This window comes from uncultured Senegalimassilia sp. (genome assembly GCF_934632265.1).
Classification (GTDB): Bacteria; Actinomycetota; Coriobacteriia; order Coriobacteriales; family Eggerthellaceae; genus Senegalimassilia.
This window is the reverse complement of the sequence record NZ_CAKTYH010000028.1, coordinates 1-18,092: the sequence shown is the minus strand read 5'-3', so window position 1 is coordinate 18,092 and position 18,092 is coordinate 1. Positions and strand designations below refer to the sequence as shown.

The 18,092-nt window shown below is 65.7% G+C and carries 12 protein-coding genes; all 12 read left to right on the top strand.

Annotation, left to right across the window (positions count from 1 at the left end):
• Positions 1 to 495 (top strand): HAMP domain-containing sensor histidine kinase (locus Q0H50_RS03560; RefSeq protein WP_294419434.1); only part of this gene is annotated, 495 nt, incomplete at its 5' end.
• 665 nt (positions 496 to 1,160) lie between these two features.
• Entirely contained in the window at positions 1,161 to 2,513 is a 1,353-nt protein-coding gene (locus Q0H50_RS03555) for an amidohydrolase family protein (protein WP_294419432.1), read from the top strand.
• Between the two features lie 6 nt (positions 2,514 to 2,519).
• Positions 2,520 to 2,714, top strand: a complete 195-nt coding sequence (locus Q0H50_RS03550; RefSeq protein WP_118350733.1) for a CASC3 protein CASC3 — start codon at positions 2,520 to 2,522, stop codon at positions 2,712 to 2,714.
• Positions 2,715 to 2,882: 168 nt separating this feature from the next.
• On the top strand, positions 2,883 to 3,449 hold the full coding sequence (locus Q0H50_RS03545; protein ID WP_294419431.1) for a twin-arginine translocase TatA/TatE family subunit: 567 nt from the start codon (positions 2,883 to 2,885) through the stop codon (positions 3,447 to 3,449).
• A 3-nt stretch (positions 3,450 to 3,452) separates the two neighbouring features.
• Positions 3,453 to 4,286, top strand: coding sequence for a twin-arginine translocase subunit TatC (gene tatC, locus Q0H50_RS03540; RefSeq protein ID WP_294419429.1), 834 nt, complete (start codon positions 3,453 to 3,455; stop codon positions 4,284 to 4,286).
• 128 nt (positions 4,287 to 4,414) lie between these two features.
• On the top strand, positions 4,415 to 4,768 hold the full coding sequence (gene hypA, locus Q0H50_RS03535) for a hydrogenase maturation nickel metallochaperone HypA (protein ID WP_294419427.1): 354 nt from the start codon (positions 4,415 to 4,417) through the stop codon (positions 4,766 to 4,768).
• A gap of 159 nt (positions 4,769 to 4,927) precedes the next feature.
• Positions 4,928 to 5,581, top strand: a complete 654-nt coding sequence (gene hypB, locus Q0H50_RS03530; RefSeq protein ID WP_042432625.1) for a hydrogenase nickel incorporation protein HypB — start codon at positions 4,928 to 4,930, stop codon at positions 5,579 to 5,581.
• Between the two features lie 434 nt (positions 5,582 to 6,015).
• Positions 6,016 to 8,124 carry a hypothetical protein gene (locus tag Q0H50_RS03525; protein WP_294419425.1) on the top strand — a complete coding sequence of 703 codons (2,109 nt, stop codon included), beginning with the start codon at positions 6,016 to 6,018 and terminating at the stop codon, positions 8,122 to 8,124.
• 6 nt (positions 8,125 to 8,130) lie between these two features.
• Positions 8,131 to 14,232 carry a Cna B-type domain-containing protein gene (locus Q0H50_RS03520; protein ID WP_294419423.1) on the top strand — a complete coding sequence of 2,034 codons (6,102 nt, stop codon included), beginning with the start codon at positions 8,131 to 8,133 and terminating at the stop codon, positions 14,230 to 14,232.
• A 534-nt stretch (positions 14,233 to 14,766) separates the two neighbouring features.
• Entirely contained in the window at positions 14,767 to 15,585 is an 819-nt protein-coding gene (gene nadE, locus Q0H50_RS03515) for an NAD(+) synthase (RefSeq protein WP_294419421.1), read from the top strand.
• Between the two features lie 326 nt (positions 15,586 to 15,911).
• Positions 15,912 to 17,390 (top strand): FAD-dependent oxidoreductase, encoded by a 1,479-nt coding sequence (locus Q0H50_RS03510; protein WP_294419418.1) that lies wholly within the window; start codon positions 15,912 to 15,914, stop codon positions 17,388 to 17,390.
• 274 nt (positions 17,391 to 17,664) lie between these two features.
• A partial coding sequence (locus Q0H50_RS03505) for a hypothetical protein (protein ID WP_294419417.1) occupies positions 17,665 to 18,092 on the top strand: 428 nt, incomplete at its 3' end.

The window sequence follows — 18,092 nt, the reverse complement described above, 5'->3', positions numbered from 1 at the left end:
GAGGAGGCCGCCGCTCAGTCCGGGGCCGCCCGCCCGGTGCTCGAGGAGGTGGACCTGTCCGACGTGCTCGAAGGCGAGGCCCTGCAGTTCGAATCGGTGGCCTTCGAGCGCGGCGTGAAGCTGGAATCGCAGGTGGAGCCGGGGATCAAGCTGAGCGGCAACGAGCAGCGCCTGCGTCGTTTGGCGGGCACGCTCATCGACAACGCCTGCAAGTACGTCGACGACGGGGGAGCGGTGGACGTGTCGCTTTCGCGCTCGGGCAAGCAGGCGAAGCTTGAGGTGCGCAACACCGGCGCGCCCATATCGCCCGAGGACCTTCCCCACGTGTTCGACCGTTTTTACCGCGCGGACAAAGCGCGCACGGGCGGCGCCGGCGGGCACGGCCTGGGGCTCGCCATCGCGCGCGCCATCGCCGAGGAGCACGGCGGCACCCTGACGGTCGCCAGCACCCAAGCCGAAGGCACCGTATTCACCGCAACGCTGCCCTTAAAGTAGCAGGTGCCGAACGGGTGGCAAACGGATCTTCGCGGCTTGCGGGTGAACGGGTTTTCGAGGCTCGCGGGACGGTGAACAGGGGACGGAGGTGTGTTCGCGGTCAATCCCCGCACTTCCGACGACGTATCCGCGTGAACACACCCCCGTTCCCCCGGCCCCCCCCGGTACGCCCCCCGTTCCGTCCCCCGCTCCGTCCCCCCCGCTCCGTCCCCCTGTTCCGTCTGGGAAGGAAGGTTTTCCCGCCGTTGTGTCTCGGAATGCGAGTTTTCCGAAAGTTAGACGGGCGTTATCTTCCGGAATTGTAACGAACGCATGCAAATCCGTGATGAACGATTGCCTGTCGTCGTTTCGGCGGTATTCTGCGCCTGGAATCGCCCTTGCGAATTCGGAAAACTCGCATTCTCTGCCATGATTCGGCGAAAAGCTTCCGCCCCATCTGCCAATCGCCCAGAACCCTGCGCCCTCGCCTCCGGAAAGGCGCTTTCCCAGACTCAGCCGTACATGTCCGGCTGAGTTCGATAACGAAATCGAAGTGTTCGGATGAGGTTGCGAATCAAGCCGCCCCGCGCCGCTCGCCGCGTTGCTTTCGTGGAAGCTCCGCCGGGGCGCTCATCGGTGCTATCATACGTGTTTACTTGCAAATCACGGAACAAGCGAGGCAGCCCATGCTTTTGTGCGCGCAGTACGTGCTTCCCATCACGTCGGAACCCATCCACAACGGTGCGGTGCTCGTTCGCGACGGCGCCATCCGCGACGTCGGCGACGCCGCCATGCTCAAGTTGCGCTATCCCGATGAGGAGGTCTCCGATTTCGGCCAGGCGGCCATCCTGCCCGGCTTCGTCGACCTGCACACCCACCTGGAGAACGCGGTCATGCGCGGCATCGTCCACGATGTCCCCTACGCCACCTGGACCATGACCATGCGCGAGCTGTCCGCGAAGATGGACGTCGCCGATTGGTACGATTCGGCCATCCTCGGCGGCCTCGAGTCGCTGTCCAGCGGCATCACCACCGTGGCCGACATCACCACGTCGGGCGCCAGCTGCACCGCCATGCAGAAGCTGGGCATGCGCGGCGTCGTCTACCGCGAGGTGGGCGCCATGGATCGCCGTCGCGTGGACTTCGCCATGCACCAGGCCGAGAACGACGTGGCCCATTGGCAGGAAGAGGTCGACTCCGACCGCCTGGCCATCGGCCTTGCGCCGTCGTCGCTGTTCACCTGCAACCCGGAGATCTTCCGCAAGGTCGCTCAGCTCGCCACCAAGGAGAACCTCCCCGTGGCGCTGCGCGTCGCCGGCGACCGCGAGGAATGCGACTTCGTGCGCTACGGCTCCTCGCCGTTCTCCGTCCACTCCATGGACACCACGCGCTGCTACGTGGAGGTCCCGCCGTGGTTGCCCACGGGCACCACGCCGGTCAACTACGTGCTGAACTGGGGCGCGTTCGAAAGCGACAACGTCATGATGGTGCACGGCGTGTACGTCGACGACCATGACGTGGCCAAGCTCAAGGAGTACGACGTCTCCATCGCCAGCTGCCCGCGCATCAACGCGCAGCTGGGCATGGGCGTGGCGCCGCTCGCCGAGTTCCTGAACAACGGCCTGCGCGTGGGCCTGGGCACCGACAGCCCCGCCGCCACCGACTCCACCGACATGATCTCGGAAATGCACATCGGCATGCTCATCCAGCGCGCCGTGAACCCGCGCAGCTTCATGAAGTCCTCCACCATGCTGGAGATGGCCACCATCGGCGGCGCCCGCGCGCTGCGCATGGACGACAAGGTGGGCAGCCTGGAAGTGGGCAAGCTGGCCGACGTCATCGCCGTCGACCTGTCCGGCTCGCACCAAACGCCGGCCACCGACCCGGTCTCGGCCGTGGTCAACGCCTGCAACGGCTCCGACGTGCTCATGACCATGGTGGGCGGCAACGTGCTGTACGAGAAGAGCAGCTGGCATGTGGGCGTGGAAGTGGCCCGCAGCATCGCCCGCGTCATCGAGATCCGCAGCAAGCTGAGGTAGCGCGCCATGGGAACGAATCAAAAGCTCACGGCCAAGCAGAAGGCCGAACGCATCAAGGCGGCGCAGGAGCGCGAGGCGCGCGAGAAGGCGCGCCGCGAGGCGGCGGCCCGCACCAAGAAGATCTTCACCGTGGTGGTGTGCGTCATCCTGGTGCTGGCGCTCGGCATCCCCACCATCGCGCTTTCCGTGCTGTCCCTGTAGCAGCCCCTGGCAACCGATAACGCCCCGGTCCCCGAACGCGGCTTCCCTGGCAGAACTTTTCTGTAAAGGAAGTGCGCGCGAAGGGGGCCGGGGCGTTTGTGCTACCATGAATGGCTGTCGCGCGCAAGCGCGAAAAGAGTAAAGGGAACGCACGCAAAGGGGAATGCTTTGTTTGGTATCGGTGGATTTGAGCTATTTCTCATTCTGCTGTTCGGTTTCCTGCTGTTCGGCCCCGACAAGCTGCCCGCAATGGCGAAAACGCTTGGCAAGGCCATCGGCAAGTTCCGTAACGCGCAGGAGGAGATGAACAAGGTTATCAAGAACGAGGTGTACGACCCCGATTCCGACGAGCCGTTCAAGAACCCGCTCGACGTCATGGAGAAGGCCGCCGATGCCGGCAAGAAGGCCGCCAACGGCGCCAGCAAGGCTGTGAACAGCGCAAGCAAGGCCGTCTCTGCGCATAGCTCCTCGTCCGCGGCGTCCAAGCCGCGCCCGGCGGGGCAACAGGAAAGCTTCAGCGAGCGCAAGGCCCGCTACGATCGCGAGCGCGCCGCCAAGCAGGCCGCCGAGGCCGAAAGGGCCGAAGCCGCCAAGCAGGCCGCCCTGGCCGCTGCCGACGCCCAGTCGACCGAGGCCGCAGCTCCCGAGACCGCCGCGCAAGCGGCACCCGCGGCGCCCGCCGCACCGGCAGCGCCCGCTGCCCAGTCTTCCGACACCGAAACGAAGGGGGAGTAACCGATGCCTATCGGACCGGCGCGAATGCCCCTATTCGATCATCTGGGCGAGCTGCGCATGCGCTTGGTGCGCATCGTGGTCTGCCTGCTCGTCGGCGTGTGCGTGTTCTACTTCGCCACGCCCACCATGGGCCAGTTCCTGATGATCCCCATTGCCGAGTACCTGCCGAAGGGCCCCGACGGCCTGCCGTCGTTCATGGCCATCGACCCGTTCGAGGCGTTCTCCACCCGCTTCAAGATCTCCATCTGGGCGGCCATCGTGGCCTGCTCGCCGGTTATCCTGTGGCAGCTGCTGGCGTTCTTCCTGCCGGCGCTCAAGCCCAACGAGCGCAAGTGGTTCGTCCCCACGTTCGCCGCGGCCGTGGCGCTGTTCATCGTCGGCACCGTCTTTTGCTACTGCATCATCCTGAACCCGGCGTTCCAGTGGCTCACCGACCAGGCCATGGGCCTGGGCACCGTCACGCCGCGCATGGCCAGCTACGTGGACATCATCATCAAGTTCGAGCTGGGCTTCGGCGTGGCCTTCGAGCTGCCGCTGGTCATCTTCTACCTGGTGGTGTTCAACGTGGTGCCGTACAAGAAGCTGCGCGATAGCTGGCGCGGCATCTACGTGGGCCTGCTGGTGTTCTGCGCCATCGTCACGCCCGACGCCTCCCCGGTCACCATGGCGCTCATGTTCGCCGCGCTGATCGTGCTGTACGAGGTGTCGCTGCTGCTGGCCCGCATCGCGTTGGGCAGGCGCATCAAGAAGCAGAACGAGGAGCTTGCGAAGGAGGAGGGCGCTGCCCAGGCGGCTGCTCCCAAGGCAAAGAAGCTCAAGGCCGTGAAGCGCAAGTAGCTTCGCCGGCAAACATATATGGTTAACCTGAAGGCCCGCTTCGTGCGGGCCTTCTTGGGATAGTATGGGGTTCGTACCAATGGCGTGCGGCGCGGGCGCTGCACGGTTTCGCGGATCGAAGGAGCTGCATGCACGAGCTAGGTATCATGACCGGCGTCATGGAGGCGGTGGAGAAGTCCGCCGTGCAGGCGGGCGCCACGAAGGTGCTCAAGGTCACGCTGTCCATCGGCGAGATGACCGAGGCCATCGAGGACTCGCTGCGCTTCGCGTTCGAGGTGCTCACGGAGGGCACCATGAGCGAAGGCGCGGAGCTTGAGATCAACATGGTGAAGCCTCGCAGCCTTTGCTTGGACTGCGGCGCCGAGTACGAGCACGACCGCTTCCACATGGTGTGCCCCGAGTGCGGCGGCTACAACACGAAGCTGTTGGCCGGTCGCGAGCTGCAGATCGACTCCATCGAGGTCGACCTGCCCGACGAATAGCGGGTGCCGGCGCGGTCCCGCGCGGCGGGCGTCTGCCGCGGGGGCCAGCGGCTCTCGCGCACGTGCCCGGCGGGGCGCTGGAGGGCCGCGAGCGGTCGCCGCGCCTTTCCGACCTGGTTTATGCCTGAAACCGCTGCTTGATCAATAGGAGGAATCAGCATGCAAATCGATATGAAGCAACCTATCCTTGATAAGAACGATCAGCTGGCGGCGCAGCTGCGCAAGCGCTTCGCCGACAACCACGTGTTCGTGCTCGACCTGCTTGCCAGTCCCGGCTCCGGCAAGACGTCCACCATCCTGGCCACCATCGAGGCGCTGCGCGACGAGTTCAACATCGCCGTCATCGAGGGAGACATCGCCAGCAACGTGGACGCCGAGAAGATCAAGGCCCAGGGCATCGCGGCCGTGCAGATCAACACGGGCGGCGCGTGCCACCTGGAGTCCAACATGATCAGCCGCGCCATCGACGTGCTCGACCTGGAGCGCCTGGACCTGATCATCGTGGAGAACGTGGGCAACCTGGTGTGCCCGACCGACTTCGACCTGGGCGAGAACGCCAAGGTCATGATCTTGTCCGTGCCCGAGGGCGACGACAAGCCGCTCAAGTACCCCGGCGTTTTCCAGGCGGCGAAGGTGGTCATCCTGAACAAGGTGGACACCATGCCCGTGTTCAACTTCGATCGCGAGGCGTTCGACGCCAGCGTGCGCCAGCTCAACCCGCAGGCCCCCATCTTCCCCATCGCCGCAACCAAGGGCGAGGGCGTCGAGGAGTGGGCAACCTGGCTGGCCGAGCAGATCCGCGCCATCCAGTAGCACGGCGAAGCGTATCCCGTTCAAGCAGGCGGCATGTCGCAAGGCATGCCGCCTGCTTGCGTTTCGGGCGTTTCCCGTCGTATGCCCGGTGCTGCTCCCAGAGGGGTGACAAAAGCAAGCAAATATCCCGACAAACGCGGCGAATATACAAGGGAAACAGCAGGTCATCTGCTCAAAACGATAGATTCTCTAGATGATATCCCTCTGACTTGACAGCCCTCTGCCACCTTGCAATAATCGGCATGAGTGGATTAAGGGCAAATCGAAGGGCTCCGTTTCGCGGAACGACCCTTTCCGATTGCTGATGATATGCCGGCCGTCCCCTGGGGGCGAAACGCATCGCGTTCGCATAGGTGGGGAAGCGCCGGCAAACGGCGCGCCGGCTAGTTCTTGCAGCAGGTCGACGCGTTCAGACGAGAACGAACGGAGCTGCTATGAACTCAACTCGCTATTGCGTCGCGTCGCGCGGGGCTTCTCGCGCCGCAACATGCGTCGGGCTGTCCCTGGCGCTTTCCCTGACGTTGACGCCTATCGCCGTGCCGGCTTTTGCCGACGAACCCGCGGCAGGCGCGTCTTCGCAGGTGGCGCAGGGCGCCGAATCCCTTTCCGTGCGCGGCATCGACACGCTTTCCGTCGGCGGCGACGCCTTCGACGTGGCAACGGCGGTCGGCCTTGGCGGCGCCACGCTGTACGCCGACGTGTCGGTCGGAGGCACGGTCCGCCAGCACGACCTGCAGTATGCGTACGACAACCCGCAGGACCAGGCGGGCGTCATCTCGCTGAACGCCAAGGCCGGCTACGTGGCCTCGCACAGCGGCAAGATCTCCCTTGACTTCTATACGGCGGCAACGGCCGATCGCCAGCAGGCGGCGCCGGTGCTTTCCGCAACGGTGTACGCCGTTGCCATGGTCGTCGACGGCCAGCCGGCGGGCTCGGTCGCCGATTCGCTGGTGGGCATCCGCACGGCGGTCGCCGGCGACGAGACGCAGCCCTTCGAGGCGCCGCGCCTGATCGTGCGCAACGGCAGCACCTATCGCCTGGCCGGTGGGGCGTCTTCGGCCACCCCCACGCTGGAAGACGGCGTGCTCTATGTGAGCTACGAGAAGGTGGAGGCCGCAGACGTGGCGGCCAGCGTCGCATACGTCGACGAGGACGGGAACGTGTTTCTGCGCGATGAGCTGGGCATGCTCGGCGCCGACGAGTCGCAAACCGTGGCGGTGCGCGATACGGTGGAGGCGAACGGCCGCGTGTACGTGCCCGTTTCCAAGATGCCCGCCGTGACGGTTTCGGCCGCGCAGCCCGAGGTGACCATCCATTGCCTGCCGCGCCGCGAGGCCAGCACGGAAACGCAAACGGTTTCCATCTCCTACGCGTCCACTGACGGCGCGTCGCTTATGCGCGACAAGGTGGAGGTCGGCGCGGGCGGTTACCTGTACGCGCCGCCGACCGTGTTCTCGCAGGCGCATAGCGGCTCGGTCGATCGCTACGTGCTCAAGGGTGCGCGCGACAACCGCGGCAACGTCTACACCGCCGAGCATGCCGCCAAGCTGTCGCTGACCCTGGACGGCGCCCCCGAGTTCACGCTGGAGTACGCATCCGAGAACGCCCAGCTTGCCTACACGGCGAACATCGCGTTGGTGACCCCGGCGGAAAACGGCCGCGTGTCCATCGAGGTAGTCTCTAGCGAAACGGCTCAGGTGGCCGATGGCCAGCCTGCAAGCATCTCCCTGCCCGCCACCTATGAGCGCGATGGCGAAACGTACACGCGCTTCGGCTCCGAGGGCGCGCTGACTTACACCTGGCAGGACTTCACAAGCGGCCGTCCCGCATCGGACACCGTGTACTACACGCGCTCCGATGTGCAGGCGCCCGAGGCTTACCAGGTGAACGTCCGCTACGTGGACGTTGCCAGCGGCAAGCAGATCGGCGGCGAAGCCCTGACCTGCCAGCCGGATGGCCAGACGCTGCAGATCTCCGGGCCCGAGCAGCTTGAGGCGGACGGCGTCGCCTATCAGCGCCTGTCCGGCCAGGAAGCCCCCATCGCGCACGGCTTCTATGCGCCGTACCGCACGTACACCATTTACTATGCGCAACCCGGGGCGGTGCTGAACGGCGATGTCACCGTGGTGCGTACCGACATCGTCGACGGCGGCGTGCGCTACTACACCGTCGACCCTGCAACCGGCGCGGTGACCGCGGACGGTTCCGCGGGCGGTCTGACCGCGGGCGCGCAATATGCCACCGTGACCACGGGTTCTGCGGATGGCGAAGCCGCCTCCGCGGCAGGCGGGCGGTCCGATGCGATCGCGCCCGACGGCAACACCGCCTACGAGGAGCGCATCGCCGAGAGCGAGACCCCGCTGTCCGACTACCAGGCAGGCGCTGAACAGGGGATCGACTTCGCAGCGGGCCTTCGCGCATGGTGGCCTGCGGTGCTGGCGGGCGTTGCCGCCGTGGCGGCGGCCTGCATCGCGCTGTTCGCGCGCGGCCGTAAGCGCAAGGCGGAAGGCGGATCCGGCTCCAACGACATCAAGGGGGCGTAACGGGATATGAAGGCAAGGAACGAAGAGATGAACCGCCACGCGGTAGAACATACGAATATGAAGGCCCGCGCGCGCCGCATGCGCGCGGGCGCCCGCTCGCTGTCGAGCAAGGCGCTGTCCATCGTGATGTCCGCTATCCTGGTGGTGGGCCTGTCGCCGCTGATGAAAGCATCCGCGGCCATCGCCGGCGAGGGCGGAAGCGATCAGCTGTCCACGGGCACGTATTGGAACAACGGCGACGTGAGCTTCATCGCCATCGATTCGTCGAACGGATTCACGTCCAGCGCGTGGAACGCGTATCGCGACACGGGCAAGGACGGCTCGGGTAATGCGCTCGGCATCGCCGGCAGCTTCCATTTGGTGGCGTTCGATACCCTGACCTCGAGCAGCCACATCTACGGCAACATTTTGGCGAACCACGTGTATGGCTTGCAGGACTTCGGCATCAAATCCGATTTTTATCAGATCTACGGCCATTCCACGTTGAGCTATATCCAGGACTATCAGAGCACCTGCCCCCGCTTCGCTGATCAGTCTTATTCCAATCAGGCGATCGTGTTCGGCGGCAACACCTCTAGCTTCAACCTGTTCGCGAAAAACACAAACGGCAACCAGGTGATCAACTACGCTAACAAGAACACGTCTGGCACTGAAGTGCAGTTCCCGCGCACCGTGGCGCAGGACCTGGACACCGCCAACGCGCCCTTCATCGACATGAACGCCGTGAAGGCTGAGACCTCGCAGCTGTCGAACTCCCTTGCGGCACACGAAACCGCTGGGGCTACATACGACTTCGCCGATCAGAACAGCAAGAGCATCACGTACACGCAGGGCAAGGGCTGCGCGTATTTGACCCTGCCGCTTTCCGATCTGACGAGCAACGGCAACCCCATCTATATCAAGGGCCTGCCGCTTGACGGCTCCGCCGCGTTGGTCATCAACGTGGACTGCAAAGGCGCCGATGCGCCCATTCCCGACCAGGTGTGGCTGAAGACCGGCGACGGCCAGAACGCCGGTCTTGGCGAGAACGACGCCGACACGGGCTACGTGCTGTGGAACTTCACGAACGCGAACGGCAAAACCGTCTCCGCAAAGGGCATGGTCAGCTCCATCTTGGCGCCCGGTGCCACCATCAACCTGACGGGCAATTCGTGTGGCACGTTCATCGGCGAGAACATCAACGTGTCCGGCGAGACGCATACCCGCCCCTTCCACGGCAAGTTCGATGATAGCAAGCCTGCCACCACCTCCGTTTCCGTGAACAAGACGTGGCTCGACTCGAAAGGCAACGCCGAGACCTCCGTCAGCCATGACGGCGTGCAGGTGCAGCTGTATGCGAACGGCAAGGCGTCGGGCGATCCGGTGACGCTGAGCGCCGACAACAGCTGGAGCCACAAGTGGGCCAACCTGCCGGTGAACGATGAGTCCGGCAACGCCATCGACTATACGGTGAAGGAGCTCACGCAGGTCGCAGGCTACGATTCCACCGTGACCGGCAGCGCGGCTGCGGGCTTCACCATCGTGAACCAGCACAAGCCCGAGGTGGAGATCTCCATCGCCAAGGTGTGGGACGACAACGACAACATCGATCAGGTGCGCCCGAGCGCTGTGACGGCGCGCGTCATGCGCAGCGTCGAGGGCGGCGCATCTGAGCAGGTCGACTCGATCACGCTGAACGCCGACAACCAGTGGAAGGCAAGCGTAAAAGGTCTGCCCACTACGGACGCGAATGGCAACCAATACACCTACACCGTTGTGGAAGATGCGGTCAGCGGGTACAAGGGCACCGTTGAAAGTTCCTCCAGCAAGGATGCCAACGGCAACGTGAGCTATGCGTTCACGTTGAAGAACTCGCACGCCCCGTCGGTGGTGAACCTGAGCGTTGCCAAGGCGTGGCAAGACGTCGACGACCAGGACGGCGTGCGCCCCGGGCAGGTGTCCGTGGACGTGCTGCGCTCCGAGGGAGGCAGCGCCGCCAAGACCATCGTGGCAACTCTGAAGCTTTCCGCCGAGAACAATTGGACCGCAACGCTGGATAAGCAGCCGGTCTACGGTAAGAGCGGCAAGTACACGTACTCGATCAGCGAGGCGAAGGTCGATGGCTACACGGGCTCGGTCGAAACTGCCGTGGATGAGAGCGGCAACTACGTCTTCACGTTGACGAACACGCATGCCGTTGAAACCACGCAGGTCGGCGTGACCAAGGTCTGGGATGACGCCGATAACGCCGACGGCCTGCGCCCCGGTTCCGTCGAGGTGGAGCTGTTTGCCGACGGCGCGGCAACGGGCAAGACCGTCACGCTGGACGCGGCGAACAACTGGACCTTCACGTGGGATAACCTGGCGAAGAAGGCCGGCGGCAAGGACATCACCTACACCGTGCGCGAGGCTAACGTCCCCGAGGGTTACACGCCCCTCGTGACCGGCGGCTTGGCGAAGGAGAACGGGACGTTCTCGTACACGCTCGCCAACAAGCACGTGCAGGCGAAGACCTCCGTGTCCGTGAGCAAGGAATGGGCTGACGGCGACGATCAGGACGGCCTGCGCCCCGATTCCGTCCAGGTGCAGCTGTACCGCTCCGTCGACGGCGGCGAGGCCGTTGCCATGAGCAGCTACGAGATCGCCCTGAACGCCGATAGCGGCTGGAAGGGAAGCTGGACGAACCTGCCGGCGAACGAGGGCGGCAAGCAGATCGCCTACACCGTCAAGGAAGCGGACGTTCCCGCGGGCTACACCTGCGCGATCTCCGAGAACGCCGGCGAGAGCGGCGCGTTCTCGTACAAGCTGACGAACACGCACGAGGCGGGCAAGACCTCCGTCAAGGTGGCGAAGGCTTGGGACGACTCTAACGACCAGGACGGCCTGCGCCCTGCGTCGGTGAAGGTGCAGCTGTACGCCGACGGCGTGTCGGTGGGCGATCCGGTCGAGCTGAGCGCGGCCAACGAATGGAGCCACGAGTGGGCCGGCCTTGACGCGAAGAAGGGCGGCAACGCCGTCAAATACACGGTCGCCGAGGTTGACGTGCCCGCGGGTTACACCTGCGAGGTGTCCGAGAACGCCGGCGAGAAGGGCACGTTCTCGTACACGCTGACCAACAAGCACGAGACCGAGTCGACCGCCGTCAACGTGAAGAAGGTATGGGACGACGCCGACAACGCCGACGGCATGCGCCCCGCGTCGGTTAAGGTCCAGCTGTACGCCGACGGCGTGGCAACGGGCCAGCCCGTCGAGCTGAGCGCAGCCAACGAGTGGAAGCATGCATGGGGCGACCTGCCCAAGCTGGCTAACGGCAAGGCCATCGAGTACACGGTCGCCGAGGTCGACGCGCCCGAGGGCTACACGTCCGTCGTGACCGGCAACGCTTCCTTCGGCTTCACCATCACGAACTCGCACGCGGTCAAGACCACGGCCATCGGCGTGAAGAAGGTCTGGAACGACGGCAACGACCAGGACGGCCTGCGCCCCGCCGAGGTGACCGCGCAGCTGCTGGCAAACGGCCAGGTCGTGGCCGAGGCGAAGCTGAGCGCCCAGAACGCGTGGGCTCATCAGTGGACCGACCTGCCCACCATCGCCGACGGCAAGGCCATCGAGTACACGGTCGCGGAAGCCGATGTTCCCGAGGGCTACACCTCTTCGCTGATGGGCAGTGCTGCCGAGGGCTTCACCCTGGTGAACGCGCACACCACGGCTACCACTTCGGTGAGCGTGCATAAGGAATGGAAGGATTCCGCGGGCAATCCGCAGTCCGGCGTGCATCCGGCCGTCACCGCGCAGCTGTATCGCACGGTGGCGGGCCAGACGAGCGCCATGGCCGGTTACACGGCAACGCTCGATGAAGCCCATGGCTGGACGGCGTCGTGGGATAACCTGCCCGCGAAGGATGCCGGCCGCGATGTGGAGTACTCCGTGCAAGAGGTCGACGTTCCCGCCGGCTACACGTCGAGCGTGACGAAGGCGGCCGACGGCAGCTATTCGTTCACCCTCACGAACACCGCCGAGAAGCGCACGAGCGTGAGCGTGGCGAAGGTGTGGGCCGACGGCGGCAACGCCGACAACATGCGCCCGGATTCCGTGACGGCGCAGCTGTACCTGGTCGACGCGCAGGGCAACCAGGTGGCGGTCCCCGGCAAGTCGGTGGAGCTTTCCCAGGCTAATAACTGGGCGTTTACCTGGAACGACCTTGCGGTGAGCGACGCTGACGGCAACGAGATCTCCTACACCGTGCAGGAGGCGAACGTGCCCGAGGGCTATACGGCAACGGTTTCCGGCGGCATGGTGGACGGCGTCTATTCGTTCACGTTGACGAACGCTCATGAGCTGAAGACGGTCGATATCAACGTGTCCAAGGTGTGGAGCGACGAGGATGACATCGACGGCCTGCGTCCCGCTTCGGTGACCGCGCAGCTGTGCTACGTGAACGCCGATGGGCAGACGGTGCCGGTCGAGGGCGCCGAGGATAAGGTGCTCGACGAGTCGAACGGCTGGGCTGCCGGTTGGACGGGCCTGACCGCCAACGCGGATGGCAAGGCCATCAAGTACACCGTGCGCGAGGCCGAGGTTCCCGAGGGCTACACGTCCGCGGTGTCCGGCATCGACAACGGCGACGGCACCTATTCGTTCACGATGGTCAACACGCACGAGATCGAGGAGGCCGAGTTCGCGCTGAGCGGCTACTCGGTGCGCTCCATCTCCGCGCCGGCCCCGGAGGCCGACAAGGTGTGCTACGTGGACCCGAAGATCACGAAGGAGATGGTGGGACGCGCGCTGCAGAGCGGCGAGTTCACCTTCCAGCTGATCGACGACCAGACGGGCGCGGTGATCGCCACGGCGAGCAACGGCGCCTATGCCGATGAGGAAGTCGGGTCGATCGACTTCGACCGCGCGGCGGTCGATCAGGGGACCGGCGTGGTGGGCCCGGACATGCAGCCGTGCGCCATCGTCAAGACTTCCCCCGGGTTCTACTCGTTCACGGTGCGCGAGGTGTTCGCGGGAGACGAGGGCGCAGGCTCCGCGGCTTCTAAGGACCCGACGGTCGAGTACTCCACCGAGGTGATCAAGTTCTTCGTCAGCATCGGCCCTGACATGAAGGTGACCGAGCAGTACTACGTCAAGTACGCAAGCGCCCAGGACGCCACCAACGGCGTGGCGGGGACGAAGTACGACGCGATGGGCGATTCGGTCGCGCATCCCACCATCACCAACCACGTCAAACCCATCCAGCTGGGCCTGACGAAGGTCGATGCGGCCGATGCGGGCAAACCGCTGGCAGGCGCGGTCTACGGGCTGTATCGCGCAAGCGATTCCGGCGACGTGCTGGTGGCGAAGGCGACCAGCGACAAGGACGGCCACATGACCTTCCTGACGGGCGCCGGCAGCGCCGAGGTCATCTCGGAGGGCGTCGATTACTGGTTCGCCGAGATCTCCGCGCCGCAGGGCTACGCGCTCTCGGACACGCCCATGCAGCACTTCCACATCGATCGCGTGGGGAAGGGCGCCGAGAGCAAGTACCAGCTGGTGTACGCTGACGGCAGCAAGGGCGAGCTCTACGATGCCGGCACCGTCATCGAGTTCGGCGACGGCGCCAAGCCCGTCACCGACAAGGCGCTCGAGATGACCGTGGCGAAGGTGAATTCCGCGCGCACCGGCCTGGCCGGCGCGAAGCTGGGCGTGCGCCTGGCCGATGGCACCGACCCCATCAAGGAGTGGGTCAGCACCGGCGCGGGTCAGGTGCTCACGGGCCTGAAGGCCAATACGGCCTACGTGCTCTACGAGGCCGAGGCGCCCGAGGGCTTCGCGAAGGCCGGCGACGTCACCGTCATGCTCGACGAGCGCGGCGCCGTCCAGCTCGTCGACGGCGCATGGGGCGAGAACATCCTGAACTCCTACGCCTCCGGCAGCCAGCTGACCCTGGTGGACTACACGAACAAGGAGATCGCGGAGAAGAAGCAGGTCCAGCGCGAGGAAGGCAAGACCGCGGGCAAGACGGCGGGCAAGCTCTCGCAAACGGGCGACCAGCTGCCCGTGGCCCCGCTGGCGGCCGTGGCCGCGTTCGCCCTGGCAGCAGCAGCGTTCGCCGGCATAGCAGCCGCAACGCGCCGCAAGCGCTAACGGCCGGGCCTGGTAGGTCCTAGACGGCAACGGCCCGCATAGCAGGCCGGCAAGCAAGGTTCCACGAGCGGCGCGTCCTTCAGGGCGCGCCGCTTTTTGCGCGCCGTGGCGCATTCGGTCCGCGAGTCCTGGGCGATTGGCGGACAGGGCGGAGGCTTTTCGCCAAATCATGGCAGAGAATGCGAGTTTTCCGAATCTGCAGGGGCGATTTCGGGTACAGGATGCCGCCGATGTGATGATAGGCGGTCGTTTATTGCGGAATACCATGCGGTCGTTACAATCTCGGAAGATAGCGTACGTCTAACATTCGGAAAACTCGCGTTTTGTGGCACGGCGGAGGAAAAACCTTCCCTGGCCCGGCGCAGGGTGAACGGGAACTCGTGCGCCCGCCTGCCCGCCCGCCCGCCGTCCCGGGTTCGCTGGTCGCGCGTTTCGACCGGTTGCCAAGCTGTTGCGTGCTGGCAATAACCTTGAAACACTGCTTGGGCATACTCGTATCCGAAGGAATCCCGCTTGTGCTGAAAGGACAGCTGTATGCGAGCGAACGATATGTACGAGGCGTGCGTCGACGCGCTGCGCGCCTATGCGGAGGGCGCCGGCTTCACCGATATGGTGGTGGGGCTTTCCGGTGGCATCGATTCAAGCGTCATCGCCGTCATGTGCGCCGACGTGTTCGGCCCCGACCATGTGCGCGGCGTCATGCTTCCCGGGCCCTATTCCACGGAGCATTCCCTGGACGACGCGCGCGAGCTGGCGGACAACCTGGGAATCGAGACGCACGTCGTGTCCATCTGCGAGCCGTTCGAGGCGTTCGAGGCGGTGCTGCGCCGCTCGGGCTGCGGCAGGCTTGCGGGCACGGCGTCGGAGAACACGCAGGCGCGCTGCCGCACCGTGGTGCTCATGGCGCTTTCCAACGCCAACGACTGGATGCTCGTGAACACGGGCAACCGCAGCGAGTCCATGATGGGCTACTCCACGCTCTACGGCGACACGGCCGGCGCGTTCGCCCCCATCGGCGGCCTGTACAAGACCGACGTGTACGCCATCGCGCGCTGGCGCAACGAGCGCGCCGAGCGCGACGGCCAGGTGCCGCCCATCCCCGAGCACGTGCTGGTCAAGCCGCCCAGCGCCGAGCTCGCGCCCGGTCAGGAGGACGAGAAGTCCATGGGCATCGACTACCCCACGCTCGACCGCATGCTCATCGCGCATTTCGAGCACGGCGTCAGCGAGGACGGCCTGGTGGAGGCCGGGTTCAACCGCGCCGACGTCGAGCGCGTGCTGGCGAAGGTGCGCTCGCAAGCTTTCAAGCGCGCCCTCGAGCCGCCGTATCCCGACACCAAGTTCTACGAATAGGGAAGCGCCCGCCGGCGCGCCGCGGGGCGGTGAGGGAAACGGCGTGGCTTTTGCCGGTGTCCCGTGGGCACGCTGGCGAAAAGGCGCGCGGCGCCGCAACTTCCGTCGGGTGTTTCCGTCGGCTGCCTACTCGCCCGCCTCTGCCGGGGTTTCCGCCCGCCGGCGCGCCGCATATCGAGAAGATGTGGCGCGCGCCGAATGGCCGGCCGCGCGTGCGGCGCGTGCGTTACCATGGCTGCGATATCGAAATGGGGGACGGTGCCCACTGCCGGTTGCACGGCGGCGGGCGCCGTCCCTTCGCCATCTAGTGAAAGAGCATGCCGCACATGAAACGCCGCGATTTTTTCAAGCTGGTCGGCGCCTCCGCCGCCTTCGCCGCCGTGCCCCTGCTGTCTTCGTGCAGCTCCGCCGTGGTCCCCTCGGCCGAGGGGACGGGCGTGCTCGGGCAGCCCCAGGTGTCGTTCTCCGCGTCGGTTGACGTGCTCATCCTGGGCAGCGGCATGGCGGGCCTTTCGGCTGCCATGGACCCCGCCGAGGCCGGGCTGTCGGTCATGGTGGCCGAGAAGCTGGACGTGCTGGGCGGCGAAAGCTACGAGTCCAACGCCGTCATGGAGGTGTGCGGCAGCCAGCTGCAGAAGGACGCGGGCATCACCGAGACCTGCGACGACGTGTGGCCCGAGCGCAAGGAGCAGCTGAAGAGCGCCGGCGTGACCGACCTTGATTTCGCGAAACGCCTGTTCTACGCGGCGCCCGAGTGGGTCGACCGCATGAAAAGCTCGTACGGCGCGCAGTTCGCCGACCCCGCCAGCTATTCCGCCAACGAGGCGAACCGTCGCCGCGTGCTCCCGAAAAACGGCATCGGCGACACGGAGAGCATCATGATGCCGCTGCGCGACAAGCTGGCGGCGAAGGGCGTGCAGTTCTCCACCGGCTACCGTGCCACCGGGTTCATCCTGGACGAGGAGGGTAAGGTATGCGGCGTGCGCTTCTCCACCGCCAAGAAGGACCAGTCCGGTGTTGCCGACGTCCATGCCCGCGCCGTGGTGGTGGCCACGGGCGGGTTCGCCAGCAACCAGGCGCTCATGCGCGACTACCTGCCGGCATGGGAGCGCATCGGCTGCTACACCGCCGCGTCCATGGGGGAGGGGCACAAGCTGTGCCAGGCGCTCGGCGCGCAGCTCAGCGACATGAGCGTGACCCCCTCGGTGACCAGCGATCTTCCGCCGGCGGCGGCGTGGAGCATGTTCGCGCCCACGCTTGTGGTGGACGCGCAGGGCAACCGCTTCGCCAACGAGGACTACATGCGCAGCCTGTGCGCGGCGTGCTTCACCGAGGAGCGCGGCTATTTCTGGACCATCTTCGATAGCAGCATCTCGGAGAGCGGGCAGGCGCGCAGCGCGGCGCAGGTGACGGCGAAGCACGCATCGCGCCTGGTCGGGCCGTGCGACACGGTGGAGAAGCTGGCGTCGGGCATGGGCGTGTCCGAGGACGTGTTGGGCAAGACCATCGACCGCTTCACCAGCATGGTGGAGGCCGGCAAGGACTCCGATTTCGGGCGCAAGCAGTTCTTGGAGAACCTCAAGCCGCCGTATTACGCGCTCAAGCAGTTCCCCGTGCGCTTCCGTACGCGAGGCGGCGCGGTGGTCGACGGCGGCGGGCGCCTGCTCGACGTCAGCGGCAAGGCCATCGCGGGCGTGTACTGCTGCGGGGCCGCCGCGCAAGGCGGCGGCGAGAGCCTGACCACCAACGGCGCCTTCGGCATCCTCGCCGGCAAAGCCGTGACCGAGGACCTGGGCGCGGCTTAACTGCACACTCGCGCCTGCATGCCCGTCACAGTCCCGGGGTTCTGGGCTGTTTCGCAGCTTTTCGGCCTTGAAATTGACATGCTTTCGGGGTTCTGGGCGGTTTCAAGGGCTAATCCGGGCCGCCTCTCGGCATAACCCCAGGTCACCATTCGCGCGAAGGGCCCCATCTCCTCCAAAAGCGCCCAGAACTTTAAGGTTCTCCGCGCCCTGCATCTGCGCGATTACCCCTGGCGGCGTATGGCGCGCGCGGCGCGCTCGGGATACCATGGACGGCATGGATAACCTTCTTATGACATATCGCGACATGACGGTGCGCGACTGGCTGGTCGATGCTGCGGTGGCGCTGGCTGCGTTCGCCGTCGGCTGCATGCAGCTCATGCTCACCGCATCGTCGATCATCATTCCCGACCTGGCGCTGCGCCAATATCTCGGCATGGTCAACGTGGTGCCCGACCTGCAGGTGTTCGTGGGCCTGGGCATGACGGTGGTGCCGCTGTTCCTGCGCCGTCGCTTCCCGCTTCCCGTGTTCGTCGCTTGCCTGGTCATCTTCTTGGCCCTGCAGGTCAGGTTCTCGGGCTTCTCCATGACGGTGGTCGGGCCGCTGGTGGCGCTCTACACCGTGGCGGCCGAATGCGGCACCGTGCCCGGCGTCGCGTGCGGCGCGGCGGCGGTGCTGTCGCTGCTGTTCGCCGGCGCGCCCAT

Bases quoted from the DNA above. Each gene is read 5' to 3' on its own strand.
- Q0H50_RS03510 (WP_294419418.1), top strand. From the start codon at position 15,912: ATGAAACGCCGCGATTTTTTCAAGCTGGTCGGCGCCTCCGCCGCCTTC.
- Q0H50_RS03555 (WP_294419432.1), top strand. From the start codon at position 1,161: ATGCTTTTGTGCGCGCAGTACGTGCTTCCCATCACGTCGGAACCCATC.
- hypB (WP_042432625.1), top strand. From the start codon at position 4,928: ATGCAAATCGATATGAAGCAACCTATCCTTGATAAGAACGATCAGCTG.
- Q0H50_RS03550 (WP_118350733.1), top strand. From the start codon at position 2,520: ATGGGAACGAATCAAAAGCTCACGGCCAAGCAGAAGGCCGAACGCATC.
- Q0H50_RS03525 (WP_294419425.1), top strand. From the start codon at position 6,016: ATGAACTCAACTCGCTATTGCGTCGCGTCGCGCGGGGCTTCTCGCGCC.
- nadE (WP_294419421.1), top strand. From the start codon at position 14,767: ATGCGAGCGAACGATATGTACGAGGCGTGCGTCGACGCGCTGCGCGCC.
- Q0H50_RS03520 (WP_294419423.1), top strand. From the start codon at position 8,131: ATGAAGGCAAGGAACGAAGAGATGAACCGCCACGCGGTAGAACATACG.
- tatC (WP_294419429.1), top strand. From the start codon at position 3,453: ATGCCTATCGGACCGGCGCGAATGCCCCTATTCGATCATCTGGGCGAG.
- hypA (WP_294419427.1), top strand. From the start codon at position 4,415: ATGCACGAGCTAGGTATCATGACCGGCGTCATGGAGGCGGTGGAGAAG.